Genomic DNA, 13805 nt, shown 5'->3' with positions numbered 1-13805 from the left:
GGTCGGCGCCGGCGTCGTGTCGAAGATCATCGAGTGATCGACGGCCTCCGTCGGAGAGCTCGAAAGAGCCTCCGATGACCCCTTGAACATGCGAAGGTCGCGCGATACGAGCGCGGCCTTCGCCGGTATCCAGCCCGGCGCAAAATGAAACCGGTTCGACGAGGGTCGCGGCGCGCCCCTCCTCTCAACTGAAAGGAAAAGCACATGGCGATTGCCAGCCAGAACATCCGGATCCGCCTCAAGGCGTTCGACTACCGGGTTCTCGACGCCTCCACGCAGGAGATCGTGAACACCGCGAAGCGTACGGGCGCGCAGGTCCGCGGGCCGATCCCGCTTCCCAACAAGATCGAGAAGTTCACCGTTCTCCGCGGTCCGCACGTCGACAAGAAGTCGCGCGACCAGTGGGAGATCCGGACGCACAAGCGTCTTCTCGACATCGTCGATCCGACCCCGCAGACGGTGGACGCGCTCATGAAGCTCGACCTCGCCGCCGGCGTGGACGTCGAGATCAAGGTTTGAGGGGGGCTACCACCATGTTGCGCTCTGGCGTCATCGCAAGGAAGCTGGGCATGACCCGGCTGTTCATGGAGGACGGGAAGCAGGTTCCCGTGACCGTCCTTCAACTCGACAAGCTTCAGGTCGTCGCGCAGCGGACGGCCGAGAAGGATGGCTATTCGGCCGTTCAGCTCGGCGCCGGCACGGCGAAGGTCAAGCGGGTCTCGGCCCCGATGCGCGGCGTCTTCGCCAAGGCGTCGGTCGAGCCGAAGCGCAAGCTGGCCGAGTTCCGCGTCGATCCCGACAACCTCCTGGCCGTCGGCGAGGAGATCATCGCGGACCACTACTTCGAGGGTCAGTACGTCGACGTGACGGGCACCTCGATCGGCAAGGGCTTCGCCGGTGCCATGAAGCGGCACAACTTCGGCGGTCTCCGCGCTTCGCACGGCGTGTCGATCAGCCACCGGTCGCACGGCTCCACCGGTCAGTGTCAGGACCCCGGCCGCGTGTTCAAGGGCAAGAAGATGGCCGGACACATGGGCGCGGCCCGCGTGACCACGCAGAACCTGCAGGTCGTGCGCACCGACGCCGACCGCGGCCTGATCATGGTCAAGGGCGCCGTTCCCGGATCGAAGGGCGGCTGGGTCACGGTGAAGGACGCCGTGAAGAAGGCGTTCCCCGAGAACGCGATCCTGCCCGCCGCGCTGCGCTCCGCCGCCGACGAAGCTGCGAAAGCCGCCGAGGAAGCAGCCGCGCTGGCCGCAGCCGAGGCCGAGGCCGAGGCACAGCGCCTCGCCGAGGAGCAGGCCGCAGCAGAAGCCGAGGCTCTGAAGGAGGCCGAGGCCGACATCGAAGCCGAGAAGAAGGACGGTGAGGAATGAAACTCGACGTGATCAAGCTGGACGGCGGCAAGGCCGGTTCGGTCGAGCTCGGCGACGACATCTTCGGGCTCGAGCCGCGCGCGGACATCCTGCACCGCGTCGTCCGCTGGCAGCGCAACAAGGCGCAGGCCGGCACGCACAAGGTCAAGACCCGCTCCGAGACGAGCTACTCGACCAAGAAGATCTATCGCCAGAAGGGCACCGGCGGCGCACGCCACGGTGACCGGAACGCGCCGATCTTCCGCAAGGGTGGCGTCTACAAGGGCCCGACCCCGCGCAGCCACGCGCACGAGCTTCCCAAGAAGTTCCGCAAGCTGGGCCTCAAGCACGCGCTGTCCGCCAAGATGGCGGCGGGCGAGCTTGTCGTGATCGAGGCGGCGAAGGTCGAGACCGCGAAGACGAGCACGCTTGCCAAGCAGGTCCGCGAGCTCGGCTGGAAGCGCGCGCTCATCATCGACGGCGCCGTCGTGGACGAGAACTTCGTCCTGGCGGCACGCAACATCGAAGGCATCGACGTGCTGCCGTCGATGGGCGCGAACGTCTACGACATCCTCAAGCGGGACACCCTGGTGATCACCAAGGCCGGTCTCGAAGCGCTGGAGGCGCGTCTGCAATGAGCGTGAAGCCCCAACACTACGACGTGATCCGCAAGCCGATCATCACCGAGAAGTCGACGATGGCATCCGAGCATGGCGCCGTCGTCTTCGAGGTCGCCATCGACGCGAACAAGCCGCAGATCAAGGAAGCGGTGGAAACGCTGTTCGGCGTGAAGGTGAAGGCCGTGAACACGACCATCACCAAGGGCAAGAACAAGCGCTTCCGGGGCATCAAGGGCACCCGGAAGGACGTGAAGAAGGCCTATGTGACCCTCGAAGAGGGCAACACCATTGACGTCTCGACCGGTCTTTAATAGGTCGCGACATCCGCACGGCCCCGGACTCACCCGGGGCCGTCGCATTTGAACCATACGGGGACCTTCGGGGCCCTTCACCCACAGGGAAAGCGCCACGACGGCGCGGACCCGCAAAGCAAACGGAAGACAGGAAGCATGGCACTCAAGTCGTACAAGCCGACGACGCCGGGCCAGCGCGGGCTGGTGCTGATCGACCGTTCGGAGCTTTGGAAAGGTCGTCCGGTCAAGAGCCTCACCGAGGGTCTGACGAAGAACGGCGGCCGGAACAATACCGGACGGATCACCGCACGACGCCGCGGTGGCGGGGCGAAGCGTCTCTATCGCATCGTCGATTTCAAGCGCACGAAGTTCGACGTTCCGGCGCTGGTCGAGCGGATCGAGTACGATCCCAACCGGACCGCATTCATCGCGCTGATCCGCTATCATGACGGCGAACAGGCCTACATCCTCGCGCCGCAGCGTCTCGCCATCGGCGACACAGTGGTGGCGAGCGCGAAGGCCGACATCAAGCCGGGCAACGCGATGCCGTTCTCGGGGATGCCGATCGGCACGATCGTCCACAATATCGAGCTGAAGCCCGGCAAGGGCGGCCAGATCGCGCGGGCCGCTGGCACCTACGCCCAGTTCGTCGGCCGTGACGGCGGCTACGCCCAGATCCGCCTGTCCTCGGGCGAGCTTCGCCTGGTGCGTCAGGAGTGCATGGCGACCGTCGGTGCCGTTTCGAACCCCGACAACTCGAACCAGAACATCGGCAAGGCCGGCCGCACCCGCCACATGGGCAAGCGGCCTTCCGTGCGCGGTGTCGCGATGAACCCGATCGACCACCCGCACGGCGGTGGCGAGGGCCGGACCTCGGGCGGCCGCACGCCGGTCACGCCCTGGGGCAAGGACACCAAGGGCCGTCGCACCCGCGACAAGAACAAGGCGTCGCAGAAGCTGATCATCCGCTCGCGGCACGCCAGGAAGAAGGGACGCTAAGACATGGCACGCTCTGTCTGGAAAGGGCCTTTTGTCGACTCCTACGTCCTCAAGAAGGCCGAGAAAGCCCGCGAATCGGGCCGCAACGACGTCATCAAGATCTGGTCGCGCCGTTCCACCATCCTTCCCCAGTTCGTGGGCCTCACCTTCGGGGTCTACAACGGGCACAAGCATGTCCCGGTCAACGTGTCCGAGGACATGATCGGCCAGAAGTTCGGGGAATATTCGCCGACGCGGACCTATTACGGCCACGCGGCCGACAAGAAAGCCAAGAGGAAGTAAGCCATGGGCAAGGATAAGAATCCCCGCCGCGTGGCGGACAACGAGGCGATGGCGAAGCTCCGCATGCTGCGCACGAGCCCCCAGAAGCTGAACCTCGTCGCCGCCCTGATCCGCGGCAAGAAGGTCGAGAAGGCGCTGAACGACCTGACCTTCTCGAAGCGGCGCATCGCCGGCGACGTGAAGAAGTGCCTTCAGTCGGCCATCGCCAACGCCGAGAACAACCACGGGCTCGACGTCGACGAACTGGTCGTCGCCGAGGCCTATGTCGGCAAGAACCTCGTGATGAAGCGGGGCCGTCCCCGGGCGCGTGGCCGGTTCGGTCGCATCAACAAGCCCTTCAGCGAGTTGACCATCAAGGTCCGCCAGGTCGAGGAGACTGCCTAATGGGAAACAAGGTCAATCCGATCGGCATGCGCCTTCAGGTGAACCGCACCTGGGACAGCCGCTGGTATGCAGACACCAAGGAATACGGCGACCTCCTGCTCGAGGATCTCAAGATCCGTGAGTTCATCGAGAAGGAATGCAAGCAGGCCGGTGTCTCGAAGGTCATCATCGAACGTCCGCACCGCAAGTGCCGCGTGACGATCCACACGGCGCGCCCGGGTGTGATCATCGGGCGCAAGGGCGCCGACATCGAGACGCTGCGCAAGAAGCTTGCCAGCATGACCGACAGCGAGCTGCACCTCAACATCGTCGAGGTGCGCAAGCCCGAGCTCGACGCCGCCCTCGTGGCCGAGTCGATCGCCCAGCAGCTCGAGCGCCGGGTGTCGTTCCGCCGCGCGATGAAGCGGGCCGTGCAGAACGCGATCCGCATGGGATCGCTCGGCATCCGGGTCAACGTCGCGGGCCGCCTCGGCGGCGCCGAGATCGCCCGGACGGAGTGGTATCGCGAGGGCCGTGTGCCCCTGCACACGCTGCGCGCCGACATCGACTATGCGCTGGCCGAAGCCTCGACGCCCTATGGCATCATCGGTGTGAAGGTCTGGATCTTCAAAGGCGAGATCATGGAGCACGATCCTTCGGCCCGTGACCGTCGCCATGCGGAGCTCCAGGAAGGCGGCGGGCCTCGCCCGCGCCGCGACCGGTAAGGAGTGAGAGAAGATGCTGCAACCTAAGCGCACCAAATTCCGCAAGATGCAGAAGGGCCGCATCCGCGGCGAGGCCAAGGGCGGGTCCGACCTGAACTTCGGCACCTTCGGCCTCAAGGCGCTCCAGCCCGAGCGGGTCACGGCACGCCAGATCGAAGCCGCACGTCGTGCCATGACGCGTCACATGAAGCGTCAGGGCCGCGTCTGGATCCGGATCTTCCCGGACACGCCGGTCACGTCGAAGCCGGTCGAAGTCCGCATGGGCAAGGGCAAGGGCTCGGTCGATTTCTGGGCCTGCAAGGTCAAGCCCGGCCGCGTGATGTTCGAGATCGACGGCGTGTCCGAGGCGGTCGCCCGTGAGGCCCTGCGCCTCGCGGCGATGAAGCTGCCGATCAAGACGCGCACCGTGGTCCGCGAAGACTGGTAAGGGCCGGGACGCCCCGGCGTCCGACCCTCGCCATCGAAATCGAAGGCCCCCGGCATAGTCCGGGGGCTTCTTCATGCGTGACAGCGCCATTGCGGCGGGCCACGGGCCGGCCTAAACCGCGCATATGGCAAACATCAGATCCCTCTTCGTCACCCGCCTCTACCACGCGAAGCTGGCCGAACTCGGCCCCGCAGTGGACGAGGACGAACTGAACGCGTCGTGCTTCTCGATCGCCGAGGACGACGAGGCGGGGCAGGACTGGTGCGAGGAAAACGGCTATCCCGGCTATACGTCCTATGCTTCGCTGACCGACCTGCCGTGGCGCTTCCCGATCTTCGGCACGCTGGTCGAGGCGCTCGACGCCCATGTCGCGGCCTTTGCCGAGGACCTCGAGTTCGACCTCGAGGGCAAGCCGCTGAAGCTCGAGGACATCTGGATCAACATCCTGCCCGAGGGCGGCATCCACACCAGCCACATCCACCCCCATTCGGTGATCTCGGGGACGACCTATGTGCAGGTCCCGCCGGGCGCGAAGTCGATCAAGCTGGAGGATCCGCGCCACGCGATGATGATGGCCGCGCCGAACCGCCGGAAGACCGCGCGCGAGGAACTTCGGTCGTTCGTCTATCCGGGACCGGTGACGGGTGACGTGCTCCTGTGGGAATCCTGGCTCCGCCATGAAGTCCCGATGAACATGGACGAGAACGACCGGGTCAGCGTCAGCTTCAACTACGGTTGGGGGTGAGCGCCGGTCCGGGCAAAGCCCGGCGCGAGGTCCGGTGGACCTCGCGAGGCGCGAACGGGCGGAGCCCCGGGGCCATGCGCCGGTCCGGGCGAAGCCCGGCGCGAGGTGTGGTGAAACCCGGCATGGCGGCTCGTCAGAAGAAAGGCTTGCCATCCCGTCCCACCGCGCCTATACGCCCCCTTCATTCACCGAACTCCACGGGAATCAGCGTGACCCGCGCGCCGGGGCGCCCTCGTGATGTGGAAAGGAAAAGGCGATGAACGCCAGCGAGCTTCGTGAGAAGACGCCGGACCAGCTGAGGGATCAGCTCGTCCAGCTCAAGAAGGAGGCCTTCAACCTCCGTTTCCAGCAGGCCACCGGTCAGCTCGAGAACACCGCGCGGATGCGCGTCGTCAAGCGTGACGCCGCCCGCGTGAAGACCATCCTGAACGAGAAAGCCGCGGCTGCAGCAGGGGAGGCCAACTGATGCCCAAACGTATCCTGCAAGGCACCGTGACCTCGGACGCGAACGCGCAGACCGTCACCGTTTCGGTCGAGCGCCGCTTCAAGCACCCGGTTCTCCAGAAGACGATCCGGAAGTCCAAGAAGTATCGCGCGCACGACGAGAAGAACGAATTCAACGTGGGCGATATCGTGCGCATCCAGGAATGCGCGCCCCGTTCGAAAACCAAGCGCTGGGAGGTGGTCGAGCGCGTCTGACGCCCTCCATCACACCCCGGTTTGAACGAAACCCCCGGACCCATGTGCCACTGCGCCGGTCCGGGACGTCGGGAGAAACCAAATGATCCAGATGCAGACCAATCTGGATGTCGCTGACAATTCCGGAGCCCGGAAGGTTCAGTGCATCAAGGTCCTGGGTGGCTCCAAGCGGAAATACGCCTCCGTCGGCGACATCATCGTGGTGTCGGTGAAGGAGGCCATTCCGCGTGGCCGCGTCAAGAAGGGCGACGTCCGCAAAGCCGTCGTCGTGCGCACCGCCAAGGAAGTGCGCCGCGAGGATGGCACCGCCATCCGCTTCGACCGCAACGCCGCCGTTATCCTCAACAACAACAACGAGCCGGTCGGCACCCGTATCTTCGGGCCCGTGGTTCGCGAGCTGCGCGCGAAGAACTTCATGAAGATCATCTCGCTCGCGCCGGAGGTGCTGTGATGGCTGCGAAACTGAAGAAGGGCGATCGCGTCGTCGTCCTGTCCGGTAAGGACAAGGGCAAGGAGGGTGAGATCACCCGCGTCATGCCCCAGGACGGCAAGGCCATCGTCGACGGCGTGAACATCGCCGTCCGCCACACCAAGCAGAGCCAGTCGTCGCAGGGCGGCCGCATCCCTCAGGCGATGCCCATCCAGCTGTCGAACCTTGCTCTGCTCGACAAGAACGGCAAACCCACGCGCGTCGGCTTCGAGATGAAGGACGGCAAGAAGGTGCGTGTCGCCAAGACCACGGGGGACGTGATCGATGCTTGATGCAGCCACCTACACCCCGCGCCTGAAGGTTCTCTTCCGCGAGCAGATCAAGCCCGCGATGAAGGAAGAATTCGGCTACTCCAACGACATGATGATCCCGCGGCTGGAGAAGATCATTCTCAACATCGGCTGCGGCGCGGAAGCTGTCCGGGACTCCAAGAAGGCCAAGTCGGCCGTGGACGACCTGACCGCCATCGCAGGCCAGCAGGCCGTCGCCACCATCGCCAAGAAGTCGATCGCAGGCTTCCGGGTGCGCGAGGGCATGCCCCTCGGCGCGAAGGTGACGCTGCGCGGCGACCGGATGTACGACTTCCTCGATCGCCTGATCACCATCGCAATGCCCCGCATCCGCGACTTCCGCGGCGTGAAGCCGTCCTTCGACGGCCGCGGCAACTTCGCGATGGGAATGAAGGAGCACATCGTGTTCCCCGAGATCAACTTCGACAAGGTCGACGAGGTCTGGGGCATCGATATCATTATCGTCACCAACGCGAAGACGGACGCTGAGGCGAAGTCGCTTCTCAAGCACTTCAACATGCCGTTCAACGCCTGACGCGGAAGGAAAAGACTCATGGCAAAGAAAGCAATGGTCGAGCGCGAGAAGAAGCGTCAGAAGCTGGTGGATCAGTATGCCGCCAAGCGCGCGTCGCTCAAGGAAATCGCCAACGACGAGAACAAGCCGATGGAAGAGCGCTTCAAGGCGCGTCTGAAGCTTGCGAAGCTGCCGCGCAACTCGTCGCCGACGCGGCTTCACAATCGCTGCCAGCTGACGGGGCGTCCGCACGCCTATTACCGCAAGCTGCGCCTGTCCCGCATCATGCTCCGTGACCTGGCCTCGAACGGCCAGATCCCGGGCATGGTCAAGTCGAGCTGGTAAGGAGGACTTGGAATGAACGATCCTCTTGGCGATATGCTCACCCGCATCCGCAACTCGCAGATGCGCGGCAAGTCCACCGTGATGACCCCGGCCTCCAAGCAGCGGGCGCGCGTTCTCGACGTGCTCGTCGACGAAGGCTACATCCGCGGCTACGAGCCCGCGACCGATGCGAAGGGCCACCCGGCCTTCGAGATCAGCCTGAAGTACTACGAAGGCGTCCCGGTCATCCGCGAACTCAAGCGCGTCTCGAAACCCGGCCGTCGCGTCTACATGAGCGTGGGCGACATCCCGCAGGTCCGTCAGGGCCTCGGCGTGTCGATCGTCTCGACCTCGCGCGGCGTGATGTCCGATGCAGCAGCACGCTCCGCCAATGTCGGCGGCGAAGTGCTCTGCACGGTATTCTAAGGAGTTCTGGCAATGTCTCGTATTGGGAAAAGACCGGTCGAGCTGCCGTCGGGGGTTTCCGCCTCCGTCGCGGGCCAGACCATCGAGGTGAAGGGGCCCAAGGGCACCCGCAGCTTCACCGCGACCGACGACGTCACGATCGCCGTGGCGGACAACGCCGTGACGGTGACGCCGCGCGGCAAGTCCAAGCGCGCGCGCCAGCAGTGGGGCATGTCCCGCACCATGGTCCAGAACCTGGTGACCGGCGTGACCGACGGCTTCAAGAAAGAGCTCGAGATCCAGGGCGTCGGCTACCGCGCGCAGGTTCAGGGCAATGTCCTGAAGCTCGCGCTCGGCTACAGCCACGATGTCGATTTCGAGGTGCCCGCGGGCGTTACCGTGACCACCCCCAAGAACACCGAAGTGGTGATCGAGGGTGACGACCAGCAGCTGGTCGGACAGGTTGCGGCCAACATCCGCGAGTGGCGCGCCCCCGAGCCCTACAAGGGCAAGGGCATCCGCTACAAGGGCGAGTACATCTTCCGCAAGGAAGGCAAGAAGAAGTAAGGGCGCAGACAAATGGCACTGACCAAGAGAGAGCTGTTCCAGAAGCGCCGCCTGCGCACCCGGAACAAGTTGCGGGATCTGGCTGCCGGGCGTCCGCGCCTGTCGGTCCACCGTTCGAACAAGAACATCAGCGTCCAGCTGATCGACGATGCCGAAGGGCGCACGCTGGCTTCGGCCTCGTCGCTGGAAGCGTCGCTCGGCATCATCGGCAAGAACAACGTGGAGGCCGCCGCGAAGGTGGGCGCCGCGATTGCCGAGCGGGCCAAGAAGGCCGGGATCGAGGAATGCTACTTCGACCGTGGCGGCTTCCTGTTCCATGGCCGCGTCAAGGCGCTGGCCGATGCGGCGCGCGAGGGCGGACTGAAGTTCTGAAGATCCGCGCGGGCGGGCGGGGGCATCGAGGCCCGGCCCGCCCGCGCGACCGAAACGACCCGAAGGCGGCGCCCCGCGCCGTCTCGATGATCGGGGAGCAGGCCATCGGCCCACTCACCGCGATCGAGCCAACCGGCGCGCCGCGGGCGCGTCACCGACAAGAAGGAATGCCGTATGGCAGAACGTGATCAACGCCGGGGACGCCGCCAGGAGCGCGAGGAAAACCCCGAATTCGCCGACCGTCTGGTCGCCATCAACCGCGTCTCCAAGACCGTGAAGGGCGGCAAGCGCTTCGGCTTCGCGGCGCTCGTCATCGTCGGCGATCAGCGCGGCCGCGTGGGCTTCGGCAAGGGCAAGGCCAAGGAGGTCCCCGAGGCGATCCGCAAGGCGACCGAGCAGGCCAAGCGCAACCTGATCCGCGTGCCGCTGAAGGAAGGCCGCACGCTGCACCACGACATCAAGGGCCATCATGGCGCCGGCAAGGTCGTGATGCGCACCGCGCCCGAAGGCACCGGCATCATCGCCGGCGGTCCGATGCGCGCCGTGTTCGAGATGCTCGGCATCAAGGACGTGGTCGCCAAGTCGACCGGCACGCAGAACCCCTACAACATGATCCGCGCCACCCTCGACGGTCTCCGCCAGGAGACGTCGCCCCGCCAGGTCGCCGCCCGTCGCGGCAAGAAGGTGGCCGACATCCTGCCCAAGCGCGACGAGGCTCCGGCCGAATCGAGCCAGGTAGCCGAGGAGGCCTGAGACCCATGGCAAAGACCATCGTCGTCAAACAGATCGGCTCGCCGATCCGCCGCCCGCAGATCCAGCGCCAGACGCTGATCGGCCTCGGCCTGAACAAGATGCACCGGACGCGCGAACTGGAGGATACGCCCTCGGTTCGCGGCATGATCCGCAAGATCCCGCACCTTGTCGAAATCGTCGAAGAGCGCGACTGAATATTCGACTGTTCAACAGTTTACCCTGACGATTGCTCCAGCCCTCGGGCTGGAGCATTTTGCTTTCAGAAGCAATCGTCTGGGAGGTTCGACGGGGGCAAATGCCGGTGGCGCGCAGGCCGGGCAGGCGGGGCATCTGACGTGCCCATCGTATTCCATACTTCCCTCGAACTCGACCTCGTCTATTCGTCGTGGTCAGGCGACGTCGATATGGACGAATGGCGCGAATCCTTTGCCCGCTACCGCAGCGACGCGAATTACCGGGCGGGACGCACCAAGCTCAACGATCTATCCGAGGTCTCGAACCTCGACGCGGGGTTCAGCTCTCTGTGGTCAGCGCTCAACCGCGTGAACGAGCATGTCCGCCAGCACGGGGTACAGACGCGGATCGTCCTCATCGTGCCCGATGACGTCGTCTACGGCCTTGCGCGGATCTTCCTGACGCTGTCGCAGAACGCGGAGGGAATCGGCGTGGAGCTCTACCGCTCGCGGGCCGAAGCCTTCGCCGCTCTCGACCTTCGCGCCGGCAGCGTCGCCGAGCTTATGGCCGCGGGCGATTTCCTGCCCTACGCGCCGGCTAGCGACCGTATCGACAGCACTTGATCCCCAACGGCCTTGCGTCTATACGCCCGCGGTGGCCTGTCCGGCCGCATTCTGCATTCAAGACATGCCGTGTCCGCCCCATACGCTTCGGGGGGCGTTTCCGGCTCAGGAGAAGCGAACCATGAAACTCAACGAACTGCGCGACAATCCCGGCGCGACCCGCAAGGCCAAGCGCATCGGCCGCGGCCCCGGCTCGGGCAAGGGCAAGACCGCCGGCCGCGGCATCAAGGGCCAGAAGTCCCGTTCGGGCGTGGCGATCAACGCCTACGAGGGCGGCCAGATGCCGCTCTACCAGCGGCTTCCCAAGCGCGGCTTCAACAAGCCGAACCGCAAGGAATTCGCCGTGGTGAACCTCGGTCTCATCGAGAAGTTCGTCGAGGCCGGCAAGCTGGACGCGAGCTCCGAGATCACCGAGGACGCGCTGGTCGCATCCGGTCTCGTGCGCCGGAAGCTCGATGGCGTCCGTGTGCTCGCCAAGGGCGACGTGACCTCCAAACTCACCATCTCGGTCACGGGCGCCTCCAAGGCCGCCGTCGCCGCGGTGGAGAAGGCGGGCGGCTCGCTCAAGACCGCGACAGCGGCTGCGGCGGAATAACCCGCCGGGCCTGTTTCGGGCGCGCAGTGGTTGTGGCTGGCGAATGCGCAGCCTAAATCGAACCTGACCCAATTCGCGCCGCGGGATCCTTTCATCGGTCTTGCGGCGCGGCGTTCATGAGAGAGGCGGCATGGCATCAGCAGCGGAGCAAATGGCCGCGAACATGAGCTGGCGGGCCTTCGGCAAGGCCACGGAACTGCGTCAGCGCATCTGGTTCACGCTTGGCCTTCTGATCATCTACCGGATCGGCACCTACATCCCGGTTCCCGGCATCGACGGGACCGAACTGCGCGCCTTCTTCGACCAGGCGGCGGCCGGTCTGGGCGGCGTGCTCAACATGTTCACCGGTGGCGCGCTGTCCCGCATGGGCGTCTTCGCGCTGGGGATCATGCCCTACATCTCGGCCTCGATCATCGTGCAGCTCATGGCGGCCATGGTGCCGTCCATGGAGCAGCTGAAGAAAGAGGGCGAGCAGGGGCGCAAGAAGCTCAACCAGTATACCCGCTACGGCACCGTGGCGCTTGCGACGGCGCAGGCCTACGGGCTTGCCGTCAGCATGGAATCGGGCGGGCTTGCCTCGGATCCCGGCTGGTTCTTCCGCGCGGCCTGCGTCATCACGCTGGTCGGCGGCACGATGTTCCTGATGTGGCTGGGCGAGCAGATCACCAACCGCGGCATCGGCAACGGCATCTCGCTGATCATCTTCGTGGGCATCATCGCGGAAATTCCCGCGGCGCTTGCGCAGTTCTTCGAATCCGGCCGGTCCGGCGCCCTTACGACGCCCGCGATCCTCGGGGTGATCGCGATGCTGATCGCGACGCTGTTCTTCGTCGTCTTCATGGAGCGGTCCCTCAGGAAGATCCACATCCAGTATCCGCGCCGGCAGGTGGGGATGAAGGTCTATGACGGCGGCTCCAGCCATCTTCCGATCAAGGTGAACCCGGCGGGCGTCATTCCCGCGATCTTCGCCTCGTCGCTGCTGCTTCTGCCCACGACGCTGACCACCTTCTCGGGCGGGCAGGCGAGCGGCCCGGTGCTTGGCTGGATCCTCGCGAACTTCGGGCCGGGGCAGCCGCTCTACCTCGCGTTCCTCGCGTCGATGATCGTGTTCTTCACCTACTTCTACACGCTCAACGTGTCCTTCAAGACGGACGACGTGGCCGACAACCTGAAGAACCAGAACGGCTTCATCCCCGGCATCCGGCCCGGGAAGCGGACGTCGGAATACCTGGAATACGTCGTCAACCGCGTGCTGGTGCTTGGCTCGGCCTATCTCGCGCTCGTCGTGCTCATGCCCGAGATCGTGCGCACCAACCTCGCGATCACCGCCTACTTCGGCGGCACGTCGATCCTCATCATCGTCTCGGTCGGCATGGACACCGTGCAGCAGATCCAGTCGCACCTTCTGGCGCACCAGTACGAGGGGCTGCTCGAGAAGTCCCAGCTGAGGGGCAGGAAAAGCGGTTCGACGAAGCCGCGGAAAGGGCCGGCGCGGCGATGAACATCATTCTTCTGGGTCCGCCGGGCGCCGGCAAGGGAACGCAGGCGCGTCGTCTCGTGGAAGAGCGGGGGCTGGTGCAGCTTTCGACGGGCGACATGCTGCGTGACGCCAAGGACAGCGGTACCGAGATGGGCAACCGCGTGGCCGAGGTGATGGCCCGGGGCGAGCTTGTCACCGACGAGATCGTCATCGGCCTGATCCGCGAGAAGCTGGAAGGCGAGACGGGCGCGGGCTTCATCTTCGACGGCTTCCCCCGGACGCTGGCGCAGGCCGATGCGCTCGGCGCACTTCTGGCCGAGGAGGGGCAGGCGCTGGACGCCGTGATCGAGATGCAGGTCGACGACGCGGCGCTGGTCCAACGGATCACCGCGCGCTCCACCTGCGCGAGCTGCGGCGAGGTCTACAACGACATCACCAAGCCGATCCCGGACGACGGCAAGTGCGTGAAGTGCGGCGGGACCGAGTTCAAGCGCCGCTCCGACGACAACGAGGAAAGCCTGCGCACGCGCCTCATGGCGTACTACAAGCAGACCTCGCCCCTCGTTGGTTATTACCATGCCAAGGACCTGCTTCGCGGCGTGAACGGACTGGGCGAGATCGACGAAGTCGCCGCCGAAATCTCGGCCGTCCTCGACTAGTTCCAGTTGTTCGCAAAATTCGCTTGACAGGCGGGCCTTCCGTTCTTGACG

Annotated in this window: 25 protein-coding genes; all 25 read left to right on the top strand. The window is 65.3% G+C overall.

The features are described 5' to 3' along the window. Positions 1–210 precede the first annotated feature (210 nt). The 25 genes from rpsJ to P6F26_RS17475 all read left to right on the top strand — a co-directional run bounded on the left by rpsJ (position 211) and on the right by P6F26_RS17475 (position 13754). Positions 211–519, top strand: a complete 309-nt coding sequence (gene rpsJ, locus P6F26_RS17595; RefSeq protein ID WP_025311767.1) for a 30S ribosomal protein S10 — start codon at positions 211–213, stop codon at positions 517–519. 14 nt (positions 520–533) lie between these two features. Beyond that, positions 534–1376 (top strand): 50S ribosomal protein L3, encoded by an 843-nt coding sequence (rplC, locus tag P6F26_RS17590; protein ID WP_278030014.1) that lies wholly within the window; start codon positions 534–536, stop codon positions 1374–1376. Further along, complete coding sequence (rplD, locus tag P6F26_RS17585; protein WP_278030013.1) at positions 1373–1993, top strand: 50S ribosomal protein L4; 621 nt, start codon at positions 1373–1375, stop codon at positions 1991–1993. Before rplC ends, rplD begins: the two co-directional genes overlap by 4 nt. Continuing rightward, on the top strand, positions 1990–2286 hold the full coding sequence (locus P6F26_RS17580; RefSeq protein WP_278030012.1) for a 50S ribosomal protein L23: 297 nt from the start codon (positions 1990–1992) through the stop codon (positions 2284–2286). Before rplD ends, P6F26_RS17580 begins: the two co-directional genes overlap by 4 nt. A 138-nt stretch (positions 2287–2424) precedes the next feature. Further along, entirely contained in the window at positions 2425–3267 is an 843-nt protein-coding gene (gene rplB, locus P6F26_RS17575; protein ID WP_278030011.1) for a 50S ribosomal protein L2, read from the top strand. Between the two features lie 3 nt (positions 3268–3270). After that, positions 3271–3549 carry a 30S ribosomal protein S19 gene (gene rpsS / locus P6F26_RS17570; RefSeq protein WP_278030010.1) on the top strand — a complete coding sequence of 93 codons (279 nt, stop codon included), beginning with the start codon at positions 3271–3273 and terminating at the stop codon, positions 3547–3549. 3 nt (positions 3550–3552) lie between these two features. Next, the gene (rplV, locus tag P6F26_RS17565) at positions 3553–3933 is read left to right on the top strand and encodes a 50S ribosomal protein L22 (RefSeq protein ID WP_278030009.1); all 381 of its coding nucleotides are present in this window, start codon (positions 3553–3555) and stop codon (positions 3931–3933) included. Continuing rightward, a complete protein-coding gene (gene rpsC / locus P6F26_RS17560) occupies positions 3933–4637 on the top strand; it encodes a 30S ribosomal protein S3 (protein WP_278030008.1) in 705 nt (234 codons plus the stop codon). The genes rplV and rpsC overlap by 1 nt, the downstream gene beginning before the upstream one ends. 13 nt (positions 4638–4650) lie before the next feature. Beyond that, complete coding sequence (gene rplP, locus P6F26_RS17555) at positions 4651–5064, top strand: 50S ribosomal protein L16 (RefSeq protein WP_278030007.1); 414 nt, start codon at positions 4651–4653, stop codon at positions 5062–5064. A gap of 124 nt (positions 5065–5188) precedes the next feature. After that, positions 5189–5809: a TIGR02466 family protein gene (locus tag P6F26_RS17550; RefSeq protein ID WP_278030006.1), complete on the top strand. Its 621-nt coding sequence runs from the start codon at positions 5189–5191 to the stop codon at positions 5807–5809. 256 nt (positions 5810–6065) lie between these two features. After that, positions 6066–6275 (top strand): 50S ribosomal protein L29, encoded by a 210-nt coding sequence (gene rpmC / locus P6F26_RS17545; protein ID WP_278030005.1) that lies wholly within the window; start codon positions 6066–6068, stop codon positions 6273–6275. Next, positions 6275–6508 (top strand): 30S ribosomal protein S17, encoded by a 234-nt coding sequence (gene rpsQ / locus P6F26_RS17540; RefSeq protein WP_278030004.1) that lies wholly within the window; start codon positions 6275–6277, stop codon positions 6506–6508. The genes rpmC and rpsQ overlap by 1 nt, the downstream gene beginning before the upstream one ends. 82 nt (positions 6509–6590) lie before the next feature. After that, entirely contained in the window at positions 6591–6959 is a 369-nt protein-coding gene (gene rplN, locus P6F26_RS17535; RefSeq protein WP_088650278.1) for a 50S ribosomal protein L14, read from the top strand. Then, positions 6959–7270, top strand: coding sequence for a 50S ribosomal protein L24 (rplX, locus tag P6F26_RS17530; protein WP_278030003.1), 312 nt, complete (start codon positions 6959–6961; stop codon positions 7268–7270). The genes rplN and rplX overlap by 1 nt, the downstream gene beginning before the upstream one ends. Continuing rightward, positions 7263–7823: a 50S ribosomal protein L5 gene (gene rplE, locus P6F26_RS17525; RefSeq protein ID WP_278030002.1), complete on the top strand. Its 561-nt coding sequence runs from the start codon at positions 7263–7265 to the stop codon at positions 7821–7823. The genes rplX and rplE overlap by 8 nt, the downstream gene beginning before the upstream one ends. A gap of 18 nt (positions 7824–7841) precedes the next feature. Beyond that, positions 7842–8147, top strand: coding sequence for a 30S ribosomal protein S14 (rpsN, locus tag P6F26_RS17520; RefSeq protein WP_278030001.1), 306 nt, complete (start codon positions 7842–7844; stop codon positions 8145–8147). 12 nt (positions 8148–8159) lie between these two features. Next, positions 8160–8552: a 30S ribosomal protein S8 gene (gene rpsH, locus P6F26_RS17515; protein WP_278030000.1), complete on the top strand. Its 393-nt coding sequence runs from the start codon at positions 8160–8162 to the stop codon at positions 8550–8552. Positions 8553–8564: 12 nt separating this feature from the next. Then, positions 8565–9098 carry a 50S ribosomal protein L6 gene (gene rplF, locus P6F26_RS17510; RefSeq protein ID WP_278029999.1) on the top strand — a complete coding sequence of 178 codons (534 nt, stop codon included), beginning with the start codon at positions 8565–8567 and terminating at the stop codon, positions 9096–9098. A gap of 12 nt (positions 9099–9110) precedes the next feature. After that, positions 9111–9470, top strand: a complete 360-nt coding sequence (gene rplR, locus P6F26_RS17505) for a 50S ribosomal protein L18 (protein ID WP_278029998.1) — start codon at positions 9111–9113, stop codon at positions 9468–9470. Between the two features lie 174 nt (positions 9471–9644). Next, positions 9645–10223 (top strand): 30S ribosomal protein S5, encoded by a 579-nt coding sequence (gene rpsE, locus P6F26_RS17500; RefSeq protein WP_278029997.1) that lies wholly within the window; start codon positions 9645–9647, stop codon positions 10221–10223. Between the two features lie 5 nt (positions 10224–10228). Further along, a complete protein-coding gene (gene rpmD / locus P6F26_RS17495) occupies positions 10229–10417 on the top strand; it encodes a 50S ribosomal protein L30 (RefSeq protein ID WP_278029996.1) in 189 nt (62 codons plus the stop codon). Positions 10418–10558: 141 nt separating this feature from the next. Then, complete coding sequence (locus P6F26_RS17490; RefSeq protein WP_278029995.1) at positions 10559–11020, top strand: hypothetical protein; 462 nt, start codon at positions 10559–10561, stop codon at positions 11018–11020. 121 nt (positions 11021–11141) lie between these two features. Further along, a complete protein-coding gene (rplO, locus tag P6F26_RS17485) occupies positions 11142–11615 on the top strand; it encodes a 50S ribosomal protein L15 (protein WP_278029994.1) in 474 nt (157 codons plus the stop codon). Positions 11616–11745: 130 nt separating this feature from the next. Beyond that, positions 11746–13116 carry a preprotein translocase subunit SecY gene (gene secY / locus P6F26_RS17480; protein ID WP_278029993.1) on the top strand — a complete coding sequence of 457 codons (1371 nt, stop codon included), beginning with the start codon at positions 11746–11748 and terminating at the stop codon, positions 13114–13116. Next, on the top strand, positions 13113–13754 hold the full coding sequence (locus P6F26_RS17475) for an adenylate kinase (RefSeq protein WP_278029992.1): 642 nt from the start codon (positions 13113–13115) through the stop codon (positions 13752–13754). The genes secY and P6F26_RS17475 overlap by 4 nt, the downstream gene beginning before the upstream one ends. The last annotated feature ends 51 nt before the right edge of the window (positions 13755–13805 follow it).

The sequence above is a fragment of the Roseicyclus salinarum genome, from assembly GCF_029624655.1.
GTDB lineage: Bacteria > Pseudomonadota > Alphaproteobacteria > Rhodobacterales > Rhodobacteraceae > Roseibacterium > Roseibacterium salinarum.
The sequence above is the reverse complement of the archived record's forward strand: the minus strand, read 5'-3'. Positions and strand labels throughout refer to the sequence as shown.